16 protein-coding genes and 3 tRNA genes are annotated in these 25221 nt (G+C 52.9%); 14 read left to right on the forward strand and 5 right to left on the reverse strand.

Going from position 1 to position 25221, the window contains the following annotated elements; all coding sequences use genetic code 11:
* Positions 1–22: 22 nt before the first annotated feature.
* Positions 23–862, reverse strand: coding sequence for a DUF3152 domain-containing protein (locus E6072_RS01410; RefSeq protein WP_316693258.1), 840 nt, complete (start codon positions 860–862; stop codon positions 23–25).
* A gap of 258 nt (positions 863–1120) precedes the next feature.
* Here E6072_RS01410 and ppdK point away from each other — a divergent pair, with 258 nt between their 5' ends.
* From ppdK to E6072_RS01435, 5 genes are all read left to right on the forward strand, one after another.
* Positions 1121–3850, forward strand: coding sequence for a pyruvate, phosphate dikinase (ppdK, locus tag E6072_RS01415; protein WP_316693259.1), 2730 nt, complete (start codon positions 1121–1123; stop codon positions 3848–3850).
* Positions 3851–4368: 518 nt separating this feature from the next.
* Entirely contained in the window at positions 4369–5589 is a 1221-nt protein-coding gene (locus tag E6072_RS01420) for an ATP-binding protein (RefSeq protein ID WP_316693260.1), read from the forward strand.
* 190 nt (positions 5590–5779) lie between these two features.
* A complete protein-coding gene (locus E6072_RS01425; RefSeq protein WP_316693261.1) occupies positions 5780–8803 on the forward strand; it encodes an FAD-binding and (Fe-S)-binding domain-containing protein in 3024 nt (1007 codons plus the stop codon).
* A 98-nt stretch (positions 8804–8901) separates the two neighbouring features.
* Positions 8902–10140 (forward strand): hypothetical protein, encoded by a 1239-nt coding sequence (locus tag E6072_RS01430; protein ID WP_316693262.1) that lies wholly within the window; start codon positions 8902–8904, stop codon positions 10138–10140.
* Positions 10141–10149: 9 nt separating this feature from the next.
* Positions 10150–11301, forward strand: coding sequence for an alpha/beta hydrolase (locus E6072_RS01435; RefSeq protein ID WP_316693264.1), 1152 nt, complete (start codon positions 10150–10152; stop codon positions 11299–11301).
* Between the two features lie 452 nt (positions 11302–11753).
* On the opposite strand, the gene E6072_RS01440 is transcribed toward E6072_RS01435, so the two are convergent.
* Positions 11754–13244 carry a cation:dicarboxylate symporter family transporter gene (locus tag E6072_RS01440; protein WP_316693265.1) on the reverse strand — a complete coding sequence of 497 codons (1491 nt, stop codon included), beginning with the start codon at positions 13242–13244 and terminating at the stop codon, positions 11754–11756.
* A gap of 786 nt (positions 13245–14030) precedes the next feature.
* On the opposite strand from E6072_RS01440, the gene rplJ reads away from it, so the two are divergent.
* The 4 genes from rplJ (at position 14031) to E6072_RS01460 (ending at position 18801) form a co-directional block, all read left to right on the forward strand.
* Positions 14031–14552, forward strand: a complete 522-nt coding sequence (gene rplJ, locus E6072_RS01445) for a 50S ribosomal protein L10 (RefSeq protein ID WP_316693266.1) — start codon at positions 14031–14033, stop codon at positions 14550–14552.
* A gap of 64 nt (positions 14553–14616) precedes the next feature.
* Positions 14617–15006, forward strand: coding sequence for a 50S ribosomal protein L7/L12 (gene rplL / locus E6072_RS01450; protein WP_307737551.1), 390 nt, complete (start codon positions 14617–14619; stop codon positions 15004–15006).
* Positions 15007–15127: 121 nt separating this feature from the next.
* Positions 15128–16909, forward strand: coding sequence for an ABC transporter ATP-binding protein (locus tag E6072_RS01455; protein WP_316693269.1), 1782 nt, complete (start codon positions 15128–15130; stop codon positions 16907–16909).
* 11 nt (positions 16910–16920) lie between these two features.
* On the forward strand, positions 16921–18801 hold the full coding sequence (locus E6072_RS01460) for an ABC transporter ATP-binding protein (protein WP_316693270.1): 1881 nt from the start codon (positions 16921–16923) through the stop codon (positions 18799–18801).
* 431 nt (positions 18802–19232) lie between these two features.
* On the opposite strand, the gene E6072_RS01465 is transcribed toward E6072_RS01460, so the two are convergent.
* From E6072_RS01465 to E6072_RS01475, 3 genes are read right to left on the reverse strand one after another with little or no spacing between them, the layout of a single operon-like run.
* Positions 19233–20078 (reverse strand): amino acid ABC transporter ATP-binding protein, encoded by an 846-nt coding sequence (locus E6072_RS01465; RefSeq protein ID WP_316693271.1) that lies wholly within the window; start codon positions 20076–20078, stop codon positions 19233–19235.
* Positions 20075–21031: an amino acid ABC transporter permease gene (locus E6072_RS01470; protein ID WP_316693273.1), complete on the reverse strand. Its 957-nt coding sequence runs from the start codon at positions 21029–21031 to the stop codon at positions 20075–20077. Before E6072_RS01470 ends, E6072_RS01465 begins: the two co-directional genes overlap by 4 nt.
* 24 nt (positions 21032–21055) lie before the next feature.
* Complete coding sequence (locus E6072_RS01475; RefSeq protein WP_316693275.1) at positions 21056–21973, reverse strand: ABC transporter substrate-binding protein; 918 nt, start codon at positions 21971–21973, stop codon at positions 21056–21058.
* A 204-nt stretch (positions 21974–22177) separates the two neighbouring features.
* On the opposite strand from E6072_RS01475, the gene E6072_RS01480 reads away from it, so the two are divergent.
* The 5 genes from E6072_RS01480 to rpmG all read left to right on the forward strand — a co-directional run bounded on the left by E6072_RS01480 (position 22178) and on the right by rpmG (position 25146).
* Positions 22178–24463, forward strand: a complete 2286-nt coding sequence (locus E6072_RS01480) for a hypothetical protein (protein WP_316693276.1) — start codon at positions 22178–22180, stop codon at positions 24461–24463.
* Between the two features lie 91 nt (positions 24464–24554).
* Positions 24555–24636, forward strand: a tRNA-Tyr gene (locus tag E6072_RS01485).
* Between the two features lie 94 nt (positions 24637–24730).
* Positions 24731–24803: transfer RNA gene (locus E6072_RS01490), tRNA-Thr, on the forward strand.
* A gap of 29 nt (positions 24804–24832) precedes the next feature.
* Positions 24833–24906 (forward strand) — tRNA-Met (locus E6072_RS01495).
* A 69-nt stretch (positions 24907–24975) separates the two neighbouring features.
* A complete protein-coding gene (rpmG, locus tag E6072_RS01500; protein WP_024059865.1) occupies positions 24976–25146 on the forward strand; it encodes a 50S ribosomal protein L33 in 171 nt (56 codons plus the stop codon).
* Positions 25147–25221: the final 75 nt, after the last annotated feature.

Raw genomic sequence — 25221 nt, forward strand, 5'->3', positions numbered from 1 at the left:
AAATAAGTTGTTACCAGGGGGTTTAGGGATTTGCCCAGCCATTGGGAATACATCCCAGGTTTTCTCCGCCATCTGAGCTTTGCTGTTGCATTACCGGAGCTAAGCCCCCCCGCTGGGGGCAGAACAGATGTCCGTGTCCAAGCCAATGCCCGGTTTCGTGGGAAACCTCGTAGATTCGGTAATCGGTGATGGTTTTCCCTTTTTGGAACCACATTTTTGCGCCTCCAATCCACCGGTGGGCATTGAGTACCACATTATCGCCATTGCGACAGTTGGAAACCCCGTTGGTGGTTAGGGGGGCACACAGCCGGTCGGTCAGGGCGGGGCTGGCGATAACTATCCGAAAATCAGCCTGCCCATCGGTGCGGGTAAACGAGATTTCCCCCTGTTTTCCGCCCCATCCGCGGGGATCGTTCAAGATAGCGTGAATACTTTTTGCAGCCGTTTCACCGTTGATGGGTAGCCCGTTTTCTACTTCCACCCGATAAAAGTAGACTTTGCCGGTGCCGCGTCCTTGCCAGGTTCCAGGTACTACCGATGTGTTTCCCGAAGCCGAAGGGGGCACGTCTTTGGAAGTTTCTCCCCCCGGTAAATCTCCTTTTACCTGCAAGGCGATCGGTGGCTCTTTTGCTTGCTGTTTGGGATTAACCCGCGGAACTGCGGTCCAATGTAAAGTGGGCGCGGTCTGGACTGCCTCCGGTGCCTTAGGGGCTCGTGGCATTGCGGAAATGATCAGAATAAAGGTGATAGTCAGCGCAATCGCGAGCGAGGAGGCGCGAATAAGCAAATTCCAGTCCGAGCGCCGACGGGCGCGGTTGGCTCGAGACTGCAGGCGCTGTCTCCTAGGGGGATACTCTGACACATTCAATAGTTTAGGCGATACCCGGAGTCAGTTTTACTGCCTCGCTGTGGATGTGGTCATTGGTGAGGGATGACTAGCACAGTGCCGGTGACAAATGCAGAAAACTCTGTCTGTTGCCGGTGTGTTTCCAGCAGGTACAGTAGCCTTGGTTTCAGTTTAGGGACTCAAGGCCTAAGATCTAGCTTCCACCTGTTAGGATTAGGTACGGAAGTATCGCTTTTTAGCGCAGTCTAAATTCAATATGGAGGCCATTAACCTATGGCAAAATATGTTTACACGTTCGCCGAGGGCAACAAGGATATGAAGGATCTACTGGGTGGCAAGGGTGCCAACCTGGCGGAGATGACCAATCTGGGTTTGCCCGTTCCCCCTGGTTTTACGATTACTACCGATGCTTGCCGGGCATACCTCAAACATAACGAGGTTCCCGAAAGCTTGGTTCCGGAAGTAACCAAGGCTTTGCGTGGGGTGGAAGATCAGATCGGGCGTACCTTGGGGGATGAAGAGGAACCGCTGCTGGTGTCCGTGCGTTCGGGTGCGAAGTTCTCGATGCCGGGCATGATGGAAACCGTCCTCAATGTAGGGCTGAATGACCGTTCGGTAGCTGGTCTGGCAAAAATGTCAGGTTCGGATCGCTTCGCTTGGGATTCTTACCGCCGCCTGGTGCAAATGTTTGGCAAGACCGTTCTAGATATTGACGGCGATTTATTTGCCGATGCGCTTGATTCCATGAAAGAAAAAGTTGGCGCGCAGGCCGATGTGGATTTGACTGCCGAAAACCTGCAAGATTTGACGGCACAGTTCAAACAGATCGTTAAAGAACAGACCGGGAATGATTTCCCGCAAGATCCTCGCACCCAAATGGATATGGCGATTGAAGCCGTATTTAGGTCTTGGAATACCGAGCGGGCAGCGATTTATCGTCGCCGCGAACGGATTCCGAATTCGCTGGGGACAGCGGTGAATATCTGCACCATGGTCTTTGGGAATATGGGTGATGATTCCGGAACCGGCGTGGCCTTTACGCGGGATCCCTCAACTGGCAAATCAGGTGTTTACGGTGATTTCTTGATGAACGCGCAGGGCGAGGACGTGGTTGCCGGTATCCGGAACACCGAGCCTCTTTCGCACCTCAAGACGGTAAATGAGCCAGTTTACGATCAGCTAATCAAGATTATGCGCAAACTGGAAACCCACTACCAGGATATGTGCGATATCGAGTACACCATCGAGAAAGGCAAGCTGTGGATGCTGCAGACCCGCGTGGGTAAGCGGACAGCAGCTGCTGCTTTCCGGATTGCGGTTCAGCTAAACGAGGAACGTCTAATCACCAAGGATCAGATGCTAGAGCGCGTCACCGGTGAACAGCTCACCCAGTTGATGTTCCCCCAGTTTGATAATGATGCCGTGCGGGTAAGACTAACTCGCGGTATGCCGGCTTCTCCCGGGGCTGCTGTGGGTGGAATTGCTTTTAATAACGAGCAGGCTGAGGCTGCAAAGAATGCCGGTAAATCCTGTATTTTGGTGCGGCGGGAAACGAATCCTGACGATTTGGCGGGTATGGTCGCTGCCGAGGGCGTGCTTACGGCGCGTGGCGGTAAGACTTCCCACGCCGCGGTAGTGGCGCGAGGTATGGGCAAGACCTGTGTGTGTGGCGCGGAAGCTCTAGAGATTGATGCAGAAGCCGGGACTTTGACCGTTGACGGCAAGACTTTCCACGAAGGCGATATGATCGCGATTGATGGTGGAACCGGTGAAGTGTTCGAGGGTGCGGTTCCAGTTCAGGACTCCCCAGTAACTACTTATTTGGAGAGCGGTCTAACAGCGGGTCTTGAAGCTTGTGACAACGATGCCGATTTGCAAGATTTGGTGCGTTGCGTAGACCGGATGATGGAACTGGCTGATAAACGTGCCCGGTTGCAGGTGCGCGCCAATGCCGACAATCCGCAGGACGCGAAGCTAGCGGTAGACTTTGGAGCTAAAGGGATTGGGCTGTGCCGTACAGAGCATATGTTCTTAGGCGATCGCCGTCCTCTGGTTGAACACGCTATCCTTTCGGAGCCGGGCTCGGATGACCGGAAAGACGCTCTCGCTCAGTTGGGTCAGCGTCAGCAGCAGGATTTTGTGGAAATGCTGCAAGTTATGGATGGCAAGCCGATGACGGTTCGTTTGATTGATCCTCCGCTGCACGAATTCCTGCCAGATTTGACTGGTCTAGAGGTCAAAGTTGCCCTGCAAAAAGCTGAAGGCAAGGTAAACCCGGATGATCAACGGATGCTCACTGCAGTCCGGAAGATGCATGAAGCTAACCCGATGCTCGGTTTGCGTGGGGTGCGTTTGGGTATGTGGATGCCGGGTCTGTTTGAAATGCAGATTCATGCGCTAGTGTCTGCTGCCGCAGAATTGAAGAAGCAGGGTCTGGATCCGCGCCCGGAGATTATGGTGCCTTTGGTGGGCTCGATTACGGAGCTGGGAATTATTCGTGACCGCGCTCAGGCGATTATTGACGAGATTTCTCAGTCAGCTGGCGTGCAATTGGATATCCCGATTGGTTGTATGATCGAGCTTCCGCGCGCTGCGATTACCGCCGAGTCTATGGCTAAAGAGGCTGATTTCTTCAGCTTCGGAACCAATGACCTCACTCAGACTACCTGGGGTTTCTCTCGTGATGATTGTGAGGGCGTGTTCTTCCCTAAGTACATTGAAGAGGGCGTGTTTGGGACTTCTCCTTTCGAAACGATTGATACTCATGGTGTGGGTCGTTTGGTTAAGGAAGGGGTTGGCCGCGGTCGCTCTACCAAGCCACAGCTGAAGATGGGTGTTTGTGGCGAGCATGGTGGCGATCCAGAATCGATTCATTTCTTCCACAAGACCGGGTTGAATTACGTGTCTTGCTCGCCGTTCCGGGTGGCGGTTGCCCGCCTGGAGGCTGGTCGCGTGGTGGCTTTGGAGAACATTGAAGGATCCGGAGAGGACGCTACTGCCTAGTTAGGACGCTAAACGCACCTGTCCGGTTCCCTGTAAGGGGAGGGAACCGGACAGGTTGATTGCTTGAGCCAGCGATAACTGCTGATCCTTGGTATTAGCTTGGAGGCTTTCGCTCGCTCACTGGTCTAGTTCATAAGCTATTTCGAGAACACCCCTGGGAGTCGGCGGGATTTTCCCGCCGGCTCCCTTCATTTTCCGGCATTAGTCCTACAATCCCTGTTGTCCTCCAGTAGCTCCGCTAGTCCTTACTCTCTAACGCCTTGCAGGTGACCAGAATTCTGCGCCCGCTTTAATAGGCCATAACTCTGGCTGACACTTCCGGACGGCGTCTACCTGGGAAGATACTCTAAGTGTCAGCCTTAACTACCCTAAGTGTCAGAAATAATTATTTCTGACACTTAGGGACTGTGTAAACGTATTTAAGCTATAGTTCAAAAAGGTTGATAGTTTATATAATAAATTAAGTGTACTTTAAAAACCCTACACAGGGTGTATAAAATGAAGTATACTTTATAAATATGAATGTACTGTTTCCTCGGGATTTGTATCTCCGGCAGCTAATAGCTATCGACGCAGAAACATCCGCTCGCGACATGGTGCGAATCCTTACAGGGGTACGACGCTGCGGCAAATCCACTTTGCTGCATCTGTATGAAAATCATCTGCTGGAATTGGGGGTACCCCGCACCCAGATTATGAGTGTGAACTTCGAAGATCTTTCGCGTGATAACTTGCGTAATCCTCAGGAGTTTCACGAGGCAGTAGTGCGGGCAGTTGAGGAGCATCAAATCGCTTATCTGCATGTAGATGAGGTTCAAGAACTTACAGATTGGGCACGGGTTTTGAACTCGTTGCGTGAAAAATACTCTTTACGAATTACTGTTACCGGTTCGAATGCTTCCCTTTTTGCTGGAGAGGGACTCACCTATTTGGCCGGTCGCTATATCGCCTTGGATGTGATGCCACTTTCATTGCAAGAGTATCGCCAGTTCATGAGGGTCTCTGCAGAGGTTCCCAACGAAAAATCGTACGCGCAGTGGATGTATGGCACTTTGCCAGCGGTGGCACTCATGCATAATTCGCAGGTGCGGAAACAAGCGATGAACAGTGTGTTTGATTCGATTTTTGCGCGAGACATAGCCCGTCGGGGGCAACTGCGCGATACCGAAGCATTCGTCAAAGTTGCGCGTTTTATTTTCGATACCGCGGGTTCTGCGGTTTCACCGGGAAATATTTCTGCAACTTTAGGTGAGCACGGCGTAAAAATTTCTCCGCAAACTATTGACCGGTTTCTTGAACTCATGGTCAGTGCCCATATGTGTTATCCCTGCCGGCGTTACCGCACGCGCGGTAAGCAGTGGCTGCGCAGTAACGGAAAATACTACTTTGTTGATCCGGGATTGCGAGATGTGTTGTTGGGAAATAAACCCTCCAATACTGGACATGACCTGGAAAATATGGTCTTTCTGGAACTGATTCGTCGCGGTTACCAGGTGAGTACCGCGGAAACTAGCAAAGGCCAGATTGATTTCCGTGCCCAGCGAGGCGAAGAAACCTGCTATCTTCAAGTGGCTTTGACAGCGCTAGATACCCAGACTTTGCAGCGGGAGTTGCGTCCTTTTGCTTCCTTACCTGCGGGGTCGAAGTGTGCTCTCGTTACCATGGATCGGATCAAACTGGATACGGGCGCAGTTCCTCAGGTAAACGCTCCCGATTTCCTAGCAGGAGGGGAGTTGTAACGCTCTGTTTTTAAAAATCTATCGCAACAATTAGGTGGTTTGTCGCAACCACCGCAAGGAGTTTGATTAATAACCGAAGCGACCGGCTCCTTATCACTCCCAATCCCGCCATGCGCACGAGAATGGATTTAGGTCTAAGGCCACAGGGGCTACCAGCTAAGATTAAGCATAAAAGTGAGGAAGGTGGAATATGGATACCAAGGCAGGTGGCTACCATAGATTTCGCTCTATCTTGCGCGAAAAATTTCGCGGAGAACTTCTAGATTCCCGGGCTGACCGCACTGTCTACGCCACGGATTCCTCTAACTATCGGATACCTCCCAAACTTATTGCCTGCCCATTAGATCAAGATGACCTGCGGGTATTGCTGCGGGTAGCCCGGGAATGTCGGGTACCAGTGACTGCGCGGGGAGCGGGTACCTCGTGTGCGGGAAATGCCATTGGCCCCGGAGTAGTAATTGATTACTCGCGCCACCTGAATCGAATCATAAAAATTGATGCCGAAAAGCGTTACGCCATCGTCGAACCAGGGGTAGTGCAATCCCAGTTACAGCAGGCGGCCGCGGAATACGGCTTACGATTCGGCCCCGATCCTTCAACCTCTTCTCGCTGCACCATCGGCGGCATGATCGGTAACAATGCTTGCGGGCCGCACGCCACCGCCTATGGGCGCACCTCCGATAACGTTTTGGAGCTGCGGCTGATCGATGGGTTAGGACGCGAGATTATCGCTGGACAGGCCCCGCAAAATACCGGGTCAGCTTCCCTGCAAGATTCGTCCTCCTGCAGCGAGCAAATCAAACAAATCCCCGGTTTAAAATCCCTGGTAGCAGCAAATCTAGCTACTATCCGCACCGAATTTGGACGCTTTGGACGACAAGTATCCGGTTATTCCCTGGAGCATCTGCTACCAGAAAACGGCTGCGCCCTCGCCCCTTTCCTGACCGGAACCGAGGGCACTTTGGGGGTGCTCACTCAGGCAACCGTGCGCCTCGTCCCGCTTCCTAAAGCCCCAGTCCTGGTGGCGCTAGGTTTCCCAGATATGATTGCCGCTGCCGCTGCCGTACCTAAAATCCTCCCCTTAAAGCCCCTGGCAGTGGAGGGAATGGATGCTCGGCTAGTGGAAGTAGTGCGCCAGCATAAAGGCCCAGGTGCAGTCCCAGATTTGCCCCAAGGTAGCGGTTGGCTGCTATGCGAGGTCGGCGGGGAAGGCGTAGATGAGGACGCCGCTTTGCAACGGGCACGCCAACTCGCGGATGCTTCTGGAGCCAGCGGAGAGGCAGTCATGATTTATCCTCCCGGGGCTGATGCAGCTGCTCTTTGGCGGATTCGCGCAGATGGAGCGGGACTGGGAGGACGCACCCCCAAAGGAGACCAGGCCTGGCCAGGTTGGGAAGACGCGGCGGTACCACCGGAAAATTTGGCCCCCTATCTGCAGGATTTCCAAAAGCTGCTAGAAAAGTTCGGGTTGGACGGACTGCTGTATGGGCATTTTGGGGACGGATGCGTACATGTACGGCTCAATATGCCACTGGGCAGCGCTACCGGACTAGGTAAATCGCGAGAATTCTTATTTGCCGCCGCGCAGATAGTTGGAAAATACGGTGGTTCTATCTCCGGGGAACATGGGGACGGTAGAGCCCGCTCTGAGCTACTACCAAAAATGTATTCCTCGCGGGCAGTAGACTTATTTGCGCAGGTAAAAACCTTATTTGATCCTGAGAACTTGATGAATCCCGGGGTGCTGACTGGACCGGCAGGTCCGGATGGGGTGGAAGTAAACGTGCGGCGTACCCAAGCGCACGCCCTTAAAGCCCGCCCAGAAGGCTTTGCTTTTTCCGAGGACGCCGGTAGCCTTACCGATGCTTTCCATCGCTGCACCGGGGTGGGAAAATGTCGCGCCGATAACAGCGGGGCGGGCGGATTCATGTGTCCGTCTTTCCAAGCAAGCCGGCGTGAGCAGGATGCGACTCGCGCCCGGGCGCGTATCCTGCAAGAAGCCACCAACGGGGGGCTAATTCACGGATTGTCAGACCCCGAAATCTGGCAGGTGCTTGATTTATGTCTCGCATGTAAGGCCTGTTCTGCGGATTGTCCTGCCGGGGTAGATATGGCAAAGTGGCGAAGCGAAACCCTATTCCGGCGCTACCGGGGACGGCCGCGTCCGCTCTCCCATTATGCCCTGGGATGGTTACCGCGGTGGCTGCGGCTAATGGCAAGAATACCGGGAGCAGCGCAACTGGCTAATTTGGCTACCAAGATTCGCCCGCTAACCCAGGCGGTGCTTAAGCTGCTTCACTTGGATACGGAGCGTGCGCTTCCTCCTTTCGCGACTCACTCTTTAGAAAGCCAATATCCGAACCGCCAACTATGGCCGAAAGCATCAGAGATTTCCCCCTGGGGACAAGGTTTTTTCGGAAAGTCCGGAGTAATAGCGGATAAAGAAAATGCAGATAAAGCCGGAAAAAGAACCCACCAGGCGGCGCTTTCAGCCTCCAAATCTGTGGTGATTTGGGCGGATTCTTTTTCGCGGGGACTGGATCAACGCGGAGTCAAAGCCGCTATTCAGTTGCTGAGCCGGGCAGGATGGCAGGTGTTTTTGGCTCCGCCAGATACTTGCTGCGGGCTGACCTGGATTACCACCGGGCAACTTAAAGGAGCCAGGCGACACCTCGAAAAATTATTGGCTCGCCTGGCGCCGCCAGCTGCCAACGGTATCCCGATTGTGGGAATCGAGCCCTCATGCACCGCGGTGCTTAGAGACGACCTGTTAGAACTCCTCCCAGCTGACCCGCGCGCCCTAATGGTTAGTGAAGCAACCTTTACCCTCGCCGAATTTATCAACGAGAACTGTCCCGACTTGTGCTTACCTGACCTCACCGGGGTGAAAGTAGTCGCTCAACCGCACTGTCACCACTATTCAGTGATGGGCTGGGAAGCCGATCGTGCTTTACTGGAGAAAACTGGCGCCAAGTTGGTGGAACTGCAAGGTTGCTGCGGCATGGCCGGGAACTTCGGGATGGAAGCCGCCCATCACCAAATGTCGTTAGCGGTAGCCGAGCACGCCCTCCTACCCCAGTTAAAAGGCAACCCGGACGCTGTTTTCTTGGCGGATGGGTTTTCTTGCCGCACCCAAGCAGAAACTTTAGCTGGCCGAGACGGAGTACATTTAGCGGAATTGCTAGCTAATGCGGATACCTTCAGGAAAAAATAGTTGTTAACAGCGCCATGGGCGCTAAAACCGGCGCCCTGAAGGATATCCGTGACACAATGGAGTAAACATCCTTAAGAAAAGCAGGGAGCGGTGAATCGATGGCACTTTTTGAACTGGAATCTGGCCGCCTAATACCGGCACAGTTTGGCACCCCGGTAGGGCATGGATTAGAGATGGATGTGCTCGAGTCTATTCGCTCGCAGGTGTTGGAGGTAATTGACCGCCCCCTTTTCCCGGTCGCTTGGGCAGGGGACAGCGGGGAATCGGGAACCGGCCCGCATTCTTTAACTGCTCTGGATGCTTCGGGACAGGTAGTTTCGGTTGAAGTGCTTTCCCGTCTCGATCCAGTGAGCCTGGTGGCCGCAATTTCTCGCCTCGGACAGGTCTCCGGGCAAGGATGGATGGATTTAGCCAGTCAATATCCTGGGGGAGTACAAGCTTTTCAAACCGGTTGGGCAGAGTTTCGGGAAGCTATGCCGCCTACCACTCAACCGGGACCGCGATTATTCCTGGTAGTGGGGGAAATTGATGAGGGGTGTTACTCTGCGCTGGGGGTGCTGTTTGCTTCCGGAATTGAGATTCACCAAATTTCTGCCCGCCAGATGTCTAATGGCCGTCGTTTCTTAGAAGTATCGCAGGTTACCTCCAGTTCCATTAATTATTCACGCCCGCAAATCGGAGGGCATCGGGCTCCGGCTCCGCAGATTTCTTGGCATGTAGATGAAGAGTCCGCTCCGCAGGAGGAGCAAGTTTCTCCGGTGCCACCTGCACCTCCCGCGCCGCCTGCTGCGACAGAGGTTTCCGAAGAAGTACCGACTGGTGACCCGGAAGTAGAAGCTATTGAAGGCGAAGAGTCGGTAGAAAACGTGGGAAACGTGGAACCTCAGGAGGATAATCCTCAGGAAGAAGCGAGCGTAGAAGCGGAAGTTTCGGCGGGAGAAGATGGGGGTGTAGCTCCAGAAGCTTTAGCCGAAACAGCTAAGGAGGCAGATGCTGCCGCGAGTTCCACACCTCAGTTGTTGCAAAAAGATGCCGCAGGATTGCGTTCTATTTCGTCACTGGTTGGTCAAGACGCAGTGTTACTGTGGTCAGATGATCGAGGACGGATTTGCGAAGCTCTTCTGAAGGAAGAGGGAGTGATTGATCCGGGGGACGGCCAGCTTACCGATCAAGTTCAGGCAGTGTTTGAGCAGGTCGGGGGAAATAGTGAACTGGATGCCTGGGAGGCATTCCGGATTGGAAACCTGGAGGGTCCCACTTTGGCAGAAGCTATTGCGGAAGTTAACGCGGAGATAGAACGCCATGCGGCGTCCCGCGAGCGGAAACACGGTCACTAGGAGACGATAATGGGGAAAGGGAGTTCATCTGCCGCGTCTTTACCGACCGAGCCGGCGGCGATGCCCGCACCGGTAGGTCGGTGGGTGCCCGATATTTTAGGGCCGGGATTTGAGGCTCGTACCCTGGAGCTACCCCGTGATGACGAGGGAGAACTGTGCGCTACTTTGGTGCGTCACCTTCCCCAGGATGATCCCTGGGCGATCTCAAATAGCCCCGAAGAGCCTGCCTTTACCTGTCTGTTCATTCACGGTTGGAATGATTACTTTTTCCAACGGGAGCTGGCTCGCCATATTTCTTTAGCGGGCGGCGCATTTTACGCAATTGACCTCTGCAAATATGGGCGATCTTGGCGTCAATGGCAGACATTTGGCTGGACCGAAGACCTGCTATCTTATGATCTGGACATTTGCGCCGCCCTAGAGGTTATGCGAGAGGAACATCCGGGGTTGCCGCTAGTGTTGGCCGGTCATTCTACCGGGGGTCTGACGGCGGCCTATTGGGTGAACCGACATCGGGATCAAGTGGCAGGACTGCTGCTTGATTCCCCCTGGATTGAAATGGCGGGGGGAACTTCCCAGCGTTTCGGGGCGCGCGCCCTCGCAGAACTATTTTCCCGGCGGGCAGCCAAGAAAGAGGTTCCACTGCAGTCAGCGGACTCCGCTTACGTAGATTCTTTGATGGGTTGGGATAGTAAGGTTGACGGTACACTGCCTAAACGCCTGGAACCCTGGCTGCAAGATCCCTCCCTGCAGGGGTGGCCACTGGTTTCAAGTTGGAAAGGTACTCCGGATGCGCTAGTACGTTTTGGCTGGGTACGGGCGATTACTGTCGCGCAAAAGCGGCTTTTATCGGGTGAACCTACGCAGGTGCCTACCTATTTCTTGACTTCTACCGCTTCTTCCAGCGGGAAACGTAAACGGGAAATGATGTTTACTGATTCGGTGCTAAACGTCCAAACCATGTGCGCCAATGCCTGGCGGCTCTCCCGTCGCGTGACCATGGAACGTTACCCCGGAAAACACGATCTATTCTTATCTTTCCCCGATGTGCGGCAAGAGGTGTGGTTCGGCATTCACCGTTGGCTTGCCGAAGCCTTGCCGGGGCAAGCTCGTCCTATAAGTGAAATCGGCGAGACCGCATCCCGCACCATCTGCCCCTAAGGGGTAGTTAGCCAGTATTATGTTTACTCATTTCTTTCATTTCGTTATATTCTCGGGTTCCGTCTAGGTAAAAAGCTAGGGGGTTGTAGTGAGCAAATTAGTGTTTACAAAGCTAAAATAGAAATCCCGGGAACAATCAACTGTAGAACGCGCTTTGGGGAGCGGAACCTTTAATACTCTGGGCACGTTTTTCTGGTATGCCTTGCCTGACTATCTACACTCCAATGCGATTAATGCCCAGGGGTTCACCAGGGTTTATATCTAGATATTAAATAATAAGCTCTCAGCTAGGCTCGTGAGTTGGAAACTCCAAAAGAGTCTCCCCTCGAGAGCCTAGCTGAGAGCTGTACCGGGGATTCACCGCCCAAGGAGGGATCCCAATCTGAGCGAGCGTAAGCGTTGCTCTAGGGGACGGCGGTGAAACCGTTTTCTTTTTATTTATTGGCAGTGGCTTACTCTTGGGAAGCCAACTTTTCGATTGCAACCACATCTGGCTGGGGAGTGTGTGGCAGGTTGCTATTGATTTCTACCGAGGGGTTCTTTAGATCAATATCAGTGTCGTCTTCCTGGGGGTTGTAAGGTATTTTCCCGTTTAGCACATCGTGAACGCGCTGGCGATCAATGGTCTTTGTCCAGGTGGCAACCAATAGGGTAGCAACTGCGTTCCCGGTGAAGTTGGTGAGGGCGCGAGCTTCTGACATGAAGCGGTCAATACCGACGATCACTCCTACACCGTCTAGGAGCTCCGGACGGTGGGATTGTAAACCTGCAGCTAAAGTGGCGATCCCGGCTCCAGAAACCCCAGCGGCCCCCTTAGAAGCAATCATCATGAAGATCAACAAGCCGATTTGTTCACCCAATCCCATGGGCTTGTTCATGGCATCGGAGATAAAGATGGCCGACATAGTCAGATAGATAGCGGTTCCGTCTAGGTTGAAAGAATAGCCGGTAGGAACCACAATCCCCACCGTGATTTTGTGGATCCCCAGGTGTTCCATTTTCCGCATCAGGTTTGGTAGCGCGGATTCGGAGGAGGAAGTCGCTACAATCAGCAGGTATTCTTTTGCCAGGTATTTCATAAGTTTAAAGATGTTGAAGCGAGTAAATATCGCCAGCACGGAACCTAGTACCACGCAAATGAACAAGATACAGGTGATATAGAACGCCACCATCAGTAGCAGCATTTGGCCTACCGCTTTGGCGCCGGTAGAACCGACTACTCCCGCCATAGCGCCAAAAGCACCGATGGGAGCTAGCCACAGAACCATGTAGAGCACTTTGAACACCAGTTTTTGGATGGCGGAGACAGCGCGCAGGATTCCGTCCCCGGTTTTGCCTAGGCTTTGTACGGCGAATCCTACTAAGAGGGCGATAAACAGAGTTTGCAGTACCGAGCCGGAGGTGAGAGAAGAGAAGAAGGTGTCAGGAATAATCGATTGGATGAAGCCAATGATCCCGTCTCCTTCTTGTTTGTTGCCGGAAGTGAACTGGGCTGCGGCATCTTTTGTGGCTTCAATATTTAGGTCGCTACCGGGCTGGATTATGTTTCCTACTACTAAGCCGATGCCTAGAGCAAATGTGGACATAGTTAGGAAGTAGGCTAGGGCGATTCCGCCAGCTTTTCCTACCGAGGCTGCGGCGCGTACCGAGCCGATTCCGAGCACAATCGTACAAAAGATTACGGGCACGATCATCATGGTGATGAGCCGGACGAAGGTGGTGCCGACAACCTTGAATTCTTTGGCTACATCGGGGGCAGCTATTCCGAAAATAATCCCGGCGATGACGGCTATGATGACACCGATGTATAGCCAGTGAGTGTTATCTTTCTTTGGTTTTTTACTTTCGGGCACATAAGGTTTGCTAGCAGTTAGCTCAGTGACCTGGGGGCTAGCTTTGGGAATTACTTCACCTGTATTCTTATTGCGTTTGCGCATACCCATAGAGGAACTCCTGTAATACGTAATGGTTACAAAATCTGGGACTAAACGACTAGGAGGAAAATAAAAATTTATCTTTCCAGCGAAGCGTGAAAGTAGGCTATAACCATTAAACTCTTGGTGCAAAATCAATATTTTGGTTTTCGCCATATTTTAGCTATAGGGCTTTCATCCTAGGACGTGAAAGCCTATTTGTGAGGTTACGCACATACTGCTTTTTTGAGGAGAGTTCGCTGCCTGGAGGCAAGTTCTTTGTAACTGTTGTGGCACTCAAGTTGCGATAGTCGGCAGGGTAGCGTAGAAGCTGTCTTGTCGGCTGAAGTCTCCACTAACTCTCAACTCAACTCTCAACTTTAACTCTCTATAGTTGAGAGCTACATGAGAGTTGAGTTGAGAGCTTGCTAGATTGAGGATTGGAGGGAGAAGGGCACTCTAGCAGCGACTGTGGAGAGATAGTGCTCTCGTGAACTAACCTGCGCGCGTTAAATAACCCACAAAAGGGGCATATCCTGCCTTTCCGCTTTGACCGGAGAACAAAGGGGCTGTTAAATTAGCTATTGCCCAAGATCGCCGGTGCCCACACCAGTGGGTTTAAGTTCCAGATCGGAAGCCTGTGTAGGTTGAACGATGCGTAACGTATCGAAAATAGTTGCCCTTCCTCGTAAAAGAGGACGTCCTTCCCCCAGGGAAGGGAACAGCTAGGATCGGTAGGTTTATTTTCGCCCCGTGCAATCTGCACGGGGTTTTCTTGTTCTGGCCCCCGGCACGGATAAACGGAAGGAGGGCCTAATGGCGAAAGCTGATAAGCAAGCCATGATCGCTCAGCTGGAAGAAAAAATCAGCTCCGCATCGGCCCTGCTGCTCACCGAATACCGCGGGTTGACCGTGGCTCAGATGACGGAGCTGCGCAAAAACCTGGCAGGAACGGCTACATATTCCGTCACGAAGAACACGCTGGCCAGGATTGCCGCCAAGAACCAGGGAATTGACTTCCTGGGCGAGGAGCTAACCGGCCCGACCGCAATCGCGTTCGTAACCGGAGAGGCCGTGGATGCGGCCAAAGTGCTGCGCGACTTCGCCAAGGATAACGAGCAGTTGGTTATTAGAGGCGGTGTCCTCGACGGGAATTTCTTGTCTGCAGATGAAGTCAAGAAACTCGCTGAACTGGACAATCGCGAAACAACGCTGGCCAAACTGGCCGGAGCAATGGAAGGCAAACTGGTACAGGCTGCCTTTATGTTCAAGGCGCCCGCCTCCAAGGCGGTTCGCACCGTGGACGCCCTGCGCGAAAAGCAGGAAAAAGCGGCTTAGCAAGGCCGCATAGATCGACAAGAAAAAATCTGCCTCGCGTGGGCAAAAAGAAAGGAATGCCAATATGGCTAAGCTCAGCAAAGAAGAGCTAATTGATGCTTTCAAAGAAATGACTCTGCTGGAACTGTCCGAATTCGTTAAGGAATTCGAGGACGTCTTCGACGTAGAGGCTGCGGCTCCCGCAGCTGTCGCTGTTGCTGCCCCCGGTGCTGCCGGTGGCGAAGAAGCAGCCGAAGAAAAGACCGAATTCGACGTAGTACTCGAAGCCGCTGGCGACAAGAAGATCGCTGTAATCAAGGCTCTGCGCGCGCTACAGCCCGGACTGGCTCTGAAAGAAGCCAAGGAGAAGGTTGACTCCGCTCCGACCACCATCCTGGAAGGCGCTTCCAAAGAAGACGCTGAAAAGGCCAAGGCTGATCTGGAAGGCGCGGGTGCTTCTGTCACTCTGAAGTAAGGCTAGTTAGTCTTTTACTTTAAAAAGGCGGTGCAGGGAAATTCTTCCCTGCACCGCCTTTTTATAAAGAAGCTAATCTAAAAGAAGGGGTTAATACCCAAAAGGAAGGGGGTGCTAGATAATGACCGTACTGCGGCACCTGGGTAAAAAAGAATGGCTGCTCAGCGCGCTGGCGATTATCACCATTATTTGCCAGGTTTTCTTAGATTTGCGCCTGATTGATTTCATGCAAACCATCACCGAAATGATTGTGAAACCAGGTGCTACCGTCAGCGGGGTGCTATCTGAAGGCGCAAAAATGCTCGGCTGCGCCGCCGGATCCATGGTGGCAGCCATAGTCACCGGTTATTGCATGGCCATGATCGGTGCCACCGTCGCCCGCAATCTACGGCAAGCAGTATTTACCAAAGCGATTTCCCTTCCCCAAGCAGACTTTGACCGTTTCGGCGCGCCCTCACTAATTACCCGCTCCACAAATGATGTCACTCAGCTGCAAATGTTTGTGGTTATGGGGTGTCAAATGATGGTGAAAGCCCCCATCCTTGCCATCTGGGCAATCGTAAAAATCGCCGGGAAGAACCTGACTTGGACCGCCGCTACCGGGGTTGCGGCGTTGATACTGCTGGTCATGATTTTCATCATTTGGCGAATCGTGATGCCGCGGATGATGCGGATGCAGCGGATCACTGACGACCTGAACCGAGTAACCCGCGAACACATGGAGGGGGTGCGGGTTATCCGTGCCTACGGCTCCCAAGATTTTCACGAGCAGCGTTTTGAAGCCACCAACACCGAACTAACCAACACGCACCTGATGGTATCCGGAACTTTTTCCTTCATGATGCCGGTGATGAACACGGTGATATCCGGGCTTAACCTGGCGATCTATGTTCTGGGTGCTTTTATGATTTCCGCAGCTGCCGGCGTGGAAAAAATAACCCTGTTTTCGCAGATGATGGTATTTTCGGGGTATGCTACCCAGGCAATTGGCGGATTCTTGATGATGGCAATGGTATTCGTCTTCGCGCCCAGAGCAATCGTTGCTAATCGCCGTATCCGGGAAGTGCTAGATTGCGAACCTTCCCTAGTTGAATCGGCCGCTACCGCCGATAAATCCGCCCGCGTCCTCGAGAAAGAAACCCGCTCAGACCTACAGGAACCGGCGATTGAGTTTAGAGATGTTTCATTCCGCTACCCCGGAGCCGAAGACGACGCCCTCCATCAGATAAATCTGAAGATTGCTCGCGGGCAAACCGTAGCCCTCATTGGAGCCACCGGCAGCGGGAAAACCTCACTGGTGAACCTGATTCCCCGGGTTTATGATCCTCGAGAAGGGCAGGTTTTGATTAACGGCAAGGACGTACGGGAATTACCTTTGCTAGAACTGCGTAACCAAATCGCATATTCACCCCAAAAAATCACGCTATTCACCGGCACTATCGCTTCCAATATTGCTTTTGGAAAAGGTCCGAAAACCATTACCCCCGACGATATTGTTGAGGCTGGTGACATAGCTGCCTGCGATTTCATTGCCGATAAAGAGGGCGAGTTTGCGGCGGAAGTAGCCCCAGGGGGCACGAACTTTTCCGGCGGGCAAAAACAACGGATTTCGATTGCCCGGACAGTGGCCAGAGACGCGCAAATCTTGATTTTCGACGATACTTTTAGCGCCCTCGACTATGCCACTGACCGGGATGTTCGCGGGCAATTATCGGCGAAAGCAAACGGGAAAACCCAGATCATTGTGGCGCAGCGGATCGCTACTGTGCGAGAAGCTGACCAGATTCTAGTAATCGATCACGGCAAAATCGTGGAGCGGGGAACACATGAGTCGCTAATGGATTCCTCAAAGATTTATCGAGAAATTGCGCTGTCCCAACTCTCCGAGGAGGAGTTGGCATGAAAGGCGCAGAAATGAGCAGCTGGGACCGACGAGTCGAGTCGGCACGGCGCGGTCTTGAACCAATCGCCGAAAAAATGTCGCCAGCGCGCGCGGGAGGACGCCACGGCGGGAACGTCTACGAAAAAGCCAAAAAGGGACAGTTCGCCCAATCGGTGCGCGGTCTTGCTCAGTTCTTGGGGCGTTACCGGATAGCTATCCTGGTTGCGGTAGTTTTGGCAATCGCCGGATCGTTTTTGACTGCGGTCACGCCGATGTTCCTAGGGTTGATAACCGACGAGATTGCTGCCGGATTGCGTAGCAGTATCGATATGGACAAAATCTTTGCGCTGTTGCGGATGGCTACCCTCGTTCTTACCTTCGGGTTCTGTTTTAACGTGGGGCAATCGCTGATTATGGTGATGGTTACCCAACGCACTGGGCAACGGATGCGCTCCGCTATTGACCGGAAAATCGATCGCCTCCCGCTGTCTTTCTTTGACAAAACTAGCCACGGCGACACTATGAGCCGGGTAACCAACGATATCGACACCCTGGTGCAAACCCTACATTCGGCAATCACCACTATCATTACCGGCGTAGTCACCCTGGTGGGAGCCGCTTTTATGATGCTCTACACCGAGTGGCGGATGGCGATCGCCGGTATGGGGGTAACACTTTTAGGGTTCGTCCTCAACGCGGTGCTTATGGTGTTCTCGCAGCGGTTTTTTATTCGCCGGCAGTCCTACCTGGGTAGCCTAAACGGGCATGTTGAAGAATCTCTATCCGGGCAAGGGATCATCAATATCTATAATGCGGGGTCCGCCACCAGTGACGAGTTTAACCGTCGTAACCAGCGACTATTTAATGCGACTTGGCGCGCAGATTTCCTCTCCCAGTTAATGATGCCGATCATGGGATTTGTGGGAAACCTCGGTTACGTGGTGGTATGCGTACTGGGTGCAGTCCTGGTGGTGAAAGGCTATGTAACCATCGGAGTAATCGCCGCATTCATGCTCTATATCCGGGTTTTCACCCAGCCACTATCGAACCTAGCTTCTGCCGCGGCTTCCTTCCAGTCAGCAGCCGCTGCCGGAGGGCGCGTTTTTGAAATCCTGGAAGAGGACGAGCTACCGGACGAATCCGAAAAACCGGCGCTGACCGGCCAAGTAACCCGAGGTGAGATCGAGTTCCGGGATATCCGCTTCTCCTATGAAGCGGGCAAAGAAATCATTCACGGATTTTCGGCGTTGGTGCAGCCGGGACAAAACGTCGCGATAGTAGGGCCGACTGGAGCTGGAAAAACCACCCTGGTAAACCTGTTAATGCGCTTTTATGAACTAGAAAGTGGGGAAATCCTCTTGGACGGAACCCCGCTTTCAGCAATGCGGCGCGAGGACGTGGATTCACAATTCGCTATGGTGCTGCAAGACAGCTGGATGTTCCAAGGAACCTTGCGGGAAAACCTGGTTTATTCCCGACAGGACGTATCCGAGGAACGCCTGGAGCAGGTGATTAAAGCAGTAGGGCTCAGTGACTTGGTTGCGCAGCTCCCTCACGGTCTCGATAGCGAGATTCGGGAAGATTCTGCCCTCTCTAGCGGACAACGGCAACTGGTGACTATTGCTCGTGCCATGCTTGCGAATAAGCCCTTGTTGATTCTCGATGAGGCTACCTCCTCGGTCGATACTCGCACGGAACAGCTGATTCAGCGAGCAGTAGCCAAAGCTACTGCGGGGCGCACCTCGTTCGTGATTGCCCATCGTCTGTCTACTATCCGTGACAGTGACGTGATATTCGTGATGGAGCATGGCGATATTGTCGAGTTCGGTACGCATGAGGAGTTGCTGGCCGCCGAGGGCGCATACGCCCGCCTCTACAACGCGCAGTTCACCAAAGGTGACATTGATGCCTAAACGTTCCGTTCTAGCGTTTAGGGGCTGGCTCGGCAAAAGCACTCCGGGGACCCCGTGACCTGCTTCGCAGGTCAAGCCCCTCTCGTATCTTTTGCCGGCCGCGCCCCTATTTCGCCCGCCTAGCCTGCTCGGATAAAACCTAATCCCCGCGCCCCTTTTACGCCCGCTAGGATAAAATCTCCCCTCCGCGCCTACATAGACGAAACTGCCTTCGCTCCCTCCCTCATCTTTGTCTGCGGTTTGCATAACCGCGCGTTCAAGGGTTGGTTTGCACTCACCCAATTTCGCCAATTCCACCAATGAAACAGCGCCAATTCCACCAGTGAAATACCGCCAATTCCATAAGTATGGAATATAGATACTGGTAGTAAAGATTTATGAGTCTAGCATTTCTAAGCTAGAAAGCGCGCTAGCTAGGAGCGTTCTCGACTCTACAGCACCTTGGAGAAGAAGTCTTGGGTTCGGGGGTTCTGGGGGTGGTTGATTACCTGGTCAGGAGTCCCTTGCTCCAAGATTTTACCTTCGTCCATGAACACGACGTGGTCGGCGACTTCCCGGGCAAAACCAATCTCATGGGTAACCACGATCATGGTCATGCCCCCGCGTGCCAAATCCTGCATGACCGACAAGACTTCCCCCACTAGCTCGGGGTCGAGGGCGGAAGTGGGTTCGTCAAACAGCATCAGCTCAGGCTCCATGGCGAGGGCGCGGGCAATCGCGACTCGCTGCTGCTGCCCACCTGATAGCTGCGCCGGGTAATGGTCTGCGCGATCTGCCAGCCCCACCCGCTCCAACAGCTCCAACGCCTGAGCTTGCGCCTTCTCTTTGTCGATTCCTTTCACCTGGGTAGGCGCTTCCATCACGTTTTCCAGTGCCGTCTTATGGGGGAACAGGTTGAAACGCTGAAACACCATACCTACTTGGGAGCGCTGGCGCGCGATTTCCTGATCGGTCAAGCGGCGCAGCACGGTTCCCTGCTCGGTAAGCGAACCGCGACGGCGATCCAAATACGCGCGGAAAGGATTTTTCGAGGGCGCGCCCTCTTCCATCCCCAATAGTTCTCCGTTGAGGTAAACCCGTCCTCCAGACACCTGTTCCAGCTCGTTTACGCAGCGCAGGAGGGTAGATTTGCCTGAGCCCGAGGGGCCCAGCAGGACGCACACTTCACCGGTAGCTACCTGCAAACTTACATCCCGCAGTACGTGGAGATCTCCAAAAAACTTATGGACGTGCTGCATATCCACCATCAGGGGTTGATTATCTGTTTGTGAGGTCATGGGGTGTACTCCAAGAAAGGATCGTCTTTGGTGGTGCCGGATTCGGCCATGGCGCGCATTTTACGGGATCCAGCGGATTTCTTATCTCCACCGGTACGTTCGTCGAAACCCCGACCGAAGTAACTTTCGATATGGCTTTGAATCACCATCAAAATCGAAGTAATCGTCAAATACCAGATAGCTGCCACCAGCAGTAAGGGGATCGGCAAGAATAGGCGCTGCCCAATGGTTTGGGTGGCGAAAGTAATCTCCAAAGTAAACGGCACTGCCAAGACCAGGGAAGTGGTCTTCAGCATGGAAATGGTTTCGTTGCCAGTAGGCGGAATGATTACCCGCATGGCTTGGGGCAGGATAATCCGCCGCAGAATCTGACTGCGCCGCATTCCTAGGGCGCGGGCGGCTTCTTCTTGCCCAGAATCTACCGCATTCAGACCGGAACGTACGATTTCTGCCAAATATGCGCCCTCGTTAAGTCCTAACCCTAAAATTGCTGCTACCGCTGGACTGATTACCGTGTTGGTATCAAAAGTCAGCAACTCTGGCCCGAAGGGAACCCCCAAAGACAGGGTGGAATAGAGGGTGGGCAGCATTCCCCAAAATAATAGCTGCGTATAGATAGGGGTTCCGCGGAAGAACCAAATATAAGTCCAGGAAACCCCTTTCATGATCGGGTTAGGGGATTGGCGCATAATCGCCATAGTTACCGCGAGGATCACCCCGATAAGCATGGAAACTACGGTCAGTATCAGTGTCCACATGATGCCGCGCAGCACTGTGGGGTGGAAGATATATGTGGCGACTTGGTCCCAACGGAACTTTTCATTACTGACCAGGCCATGCACCAGCATGGCGGCCAGAATCAGCACTACAACCGCGCTAACCAGGCGGCCCGGTGAAAATACCGGGCGCGGCCTGGTCAGCATGGCGCCATCTTTCAGTTTTTGGCTATTCATATTTAAAGGTTATGTCCTGGTAGGTTACTCGGAAACTTTCGGATTAATCTCGGCTTTTTCGAGAATGAAGCTATCAGCACCATATAGAGCGAAGATTTTCTCCAAAGTTCCGTCATCCATTAGTTTTTGTAGAGCTGCCTGTACCGCTTTCGCCAGTTGCTCGTTATCTTTATTAACCACAACGCCATGCTGGGCGGTCTCGAAAGCTTTACCAACAATTTCCAGTTCGCCGCCGCTCATCTTGACTGCGTATCCTACGACTGGCGAGTCCGCAAGCACCGCGTCATATTGACCTCCGGTAACCTTGGGGACAATCTCAGTCTGCATTTTGTGTTCTTTTACAGTGACCGCAGGTTTTCCGTCCGCCTCACACTGTTTGGAAATCTCTTTAATAGTGTCCTGCTGGGCAGTGCCGGTCTGTACCCCAACGGTTTTGCCGCAAGGATTCTTCGGATCGAACTTCTTGGGATTGTCTTTAGCTACTCCGTAAGAGAAGCCTAGTTCGGCATAGGAAACCATCTGGGTCTCGGCTTCCCGCTCCTTGGTGATGCTGAAACCGGAAACTCCGATGTCATACTTGGTTCCAATTTGCGGAATCAGGGAGTCGAATTCGCCGTGAGTGGTGGTGCCGTCTTTTAGCCCCATCACTTTGGCTATGGCCTTGACCATGTCGACATCGTAGCCGGTAGGGGTTTTATTGTCGGCCTTCATGTATTCGGCGGGGGCATAGTCTACCGAAGCCCCGTTCTTGAGAACTCCGGCCTTCTTGATGTCTGCAGGCACCAGTTTTTCTACCGCGGGATCGGCTTTAATAGATGATATGTCAAAGCCTTTTTCGCCCGGATCGTCTGTGGGGTCGGTTGCCTCACTACCGGAGCTGCAAGCCGCTAATCCGAGCGAGGTGAGGGAAATGGCGGCGAGCGCCGCAAGTTTGCGTTTCATGATATCTCCAATCAGTAGGCCTGTAGAAAGTATGCAATGTAACGAATAATTATGCAAAATCCTGCGGGAGGTCTGTGGTAGGTATCTCTTTTGCCTCTCCTGCGCCCTCGAAAAATTCTCGCTTTCAAGGGGCGAATCCCATTTTTTTTACGACGAGGACGTGCGCGAGCCTTATAAGAAACAAAACCTAGATATGCTAGGGACGTGAACAAACGCTGCTCTCGCAGGTCGCGGCACGCTATTGCTATTTTGATTTCTGCTTTAGCGTTAGCGCTACTTATACCCCTGCCCGCACAGGCGCGCGAGCATCCCCGCGTCCTCGTCCTTATTTCCTCCGGTCTTTCCTGGTCAGATATCGACCCTGATCAGGAAGAAAATCGGCAGTTGATGAAGACGATTTCGCAAGCTGGAGTGGGGAATCTTACTCGCCAAGGCGTGGCGAAAAATACTTGTCCCCTCGATGGGTATCTCACCCTTTCAGCTGGTAGACGCATAACTGCTCTCAATAGTCGCACTGCCGATGGCTGTCCGTCAGTTCCGATTCCAAGGTCGGGCCAATTCCCGGTAGCGGAATTAAACTCGTGGAAAAAAGATGCTCAAAACCAACACGGTCGCTCTTCATTAGGGTTGTTAGGGGAGAGCCTGGAAAAAGGAAATAACAAAGTAGTTGCCATTGGGCCTGGAGCCGGGTTGGCCGCCATGGATTCTTCCGGGAAAATTGCCAACTATCGGGAGAGATCTACTGGGGAACACCTAGCCGCCCAGATAAGAACCGCGTTAAAGCAATACGAAGTCACGATAGTAGATGTAGGGTCAACTTCATCTAATCAAGACGCCTTGGAGCAGCCAGCCAGCATATCGGCACCCAGTACTTGGTTTCCGGATAAAGATTTAACTTCGAAACCGCGACTGGGGCAAGTGAAAAACAGTTTACAGTCAGCCTTAGCAGCCACAGATGCAAACACTGTTGTTTTCGGCTTAGATGTGGCGGATCACTCGGCTGATCCCCATTTGGGTATGGCTTTTTGGAAATCTGCTTCTGCGAAGCCAGGATTTTTGCGCTCTACCGGAATTCGTCAGCAGGGACTGGTTTCTACCGCGGACTTTTCCCGGGAAATCTTAGCGACCACGGGGTCTGAGCTCTCAGAGCAGCTGGCGGGCGGTAAATTGCTCATTCAAAGTAGCGAGGACGGATCAACCAACCTGAACTGGTTACGTAACCAATCCCTGCGCGCAGAGCAGGTAGGGCTGGTACAAATGCCTTTCTATCTTTTTTGTGCACTCTGCTTTTTCCTTGCCCTTGCCTATTTTGTTCGCCGCCTACGTCACCCATACTCATCGCTTAGTGTGCGCGCATTAAATCTGGTTACTTGGGGACTACTGTTTGTGCCTCTGCTAGGCCCGGCGAGTGTGATAGCTTTGCTGCTTCCTCCCAGTTGGTATGGCGCTGCGGGGGGCAATCTAACTAGCAATCAGCTAGAAATGTCTCACGCGCTGCTTAATACGGAATTTATCTTAGTTTCTGGAATAATCTCTGCGTTATTGGCATTGTTGTGTCAACTGCTGGGGATGCTGCTAGGTAAACGTTATCCCCGATATCAAGCGGCAATGCCTGCCATCTTGTGCGCAAGCGTTTTTATATTGTGGATTCTAGGAAGTGTACTGTCCGGTTCCCCCGATCAAGTGTCCGCGGTATTTTCTGCGCCCGCTACCAGGTCGGTACGCTTTTACGGGGTTAATAACAATAAGTATGCTTTCTTGTTTACCGCCACCATCATCCTGGAATCACTACTGTTAGCTCCAGCTGTAAAAAAGCATCCCGAAAGAACTAATCGCTACTTCGCCTACGCTTTTTTTGCACTAGCTATAGTGGTAATCATCGATGGTATGCCCTATCTGGGTGCCGATGTGGGCGGACCTTTGGCAATGATTATCGGGGTGGGAGTAACTGTGAACCTGGTTCTGGGAAGAGCAGTTCGACCCTGGAAGATCGTAGTGCTTACCCTGGTAGCTGCGGTATCGTCAACTATATTCGCAATTGTTGATTTAGTTACCCCCACCTATAGTACTCATTTTGGGCGTTTCCTATACGAAGTTTACCGCAGGCAAGGTGGGGTAATTGTGGAGCGCAAAGCGCGGGCTATGATCGATTCATTCGGAGGGCCAGGTGGACTAGTTTTAGTACTGTTGGCAGCGGCGCTGGTTGCTTATGTGGTAATCGCAAAGAAAAAGCACAAGACTATTTTTAACTTTGGTTCCAGAGGGACATCCACCACAAAAACCTCGACGCTCTTGCTGGTGCCAGGAGTTAAGGAAATCTTTATAGGAGTCATCACCACCGCTCTGCTGGGGGCTCTACTGAACGATTCCGGATCCTTCGTGTTACTATCAGCCTTATTTTTAGCAATTCCAACGGTGGCGGCAGCTTTAACGCAAGCTTCGGTAAGCAGGCGTGCAGAAGATCTGGCGCGACGGGAACCCCGTAAATAATCAAAATTCGGTGAAGTCGGTAACTTTCCTTCCTAGAGTTTTTGTATGCCTAACTCCGTTTGATAGTCTTTTGGGGTGCCTGAGTGCACGAGGCGGGTTACCCAAGCGGCCAAAGGGATCTGACTGTAAATCAGCCGGCGTAGCCTTCGGGGGTTCGAATCCCTCACCCGCCACGATGCTAAGTTTTCGGACTTGGCGGCAAACAGGTAGACTGCTAACTGGCAGGACGGAGTAAAATCTGTTTAACCAGCAGCTACGTTTACTGTTGCCCCGATAGCTCAGTAGGCAGAGCGTCTCCATGGTAAGGAGAAGGTCCAGGGTTCAAATCCCTGTCGGGGCTCTAGGGTTTGTTTTCACAGATCCTCAAGCGGCGGGGTAGCTCAGTTGGTGAGAGCGCACGACTCATAATCGTGAGGTCGCGGGTTCGAACCCCGCCCTCGCTACTTTTCAATTTCGGTTGAAAATAGGTAATGCCGCTAATCGGGCGGCCCGAGACATAGAGGTAAATAAGAATGGCCAGCAAGTCGTCCGACGTACGTCCTAAGATCACTCTGGCGTGCAGTGAATGCAAAGAGCGTAACTACATCACCAAGAAGAACCGCCGGAATAATCCGGATCGTCTGGAGCTGATGAAGTACTGCCCGCGTTGCCGTAAGTCGACTTCGCACAAAGAGACACGCTAAACGTCAGCTCGTTTTAGCTAGCTGCTCTCGGTTCCTGCGATAGATCTCCTATCTGTGCTCTATGAGCCGGATCGT

This window comes from Varibaculum cambriense (assembly GCF_032557235.1).
GTDB classification, from domain to species: domain Bacteria; phylum Actinomycetota; class Actinomycetes; order Actinomycetales; family Actinomycetaceae; genus Varibaculum; species Varibaculum cambriense_C.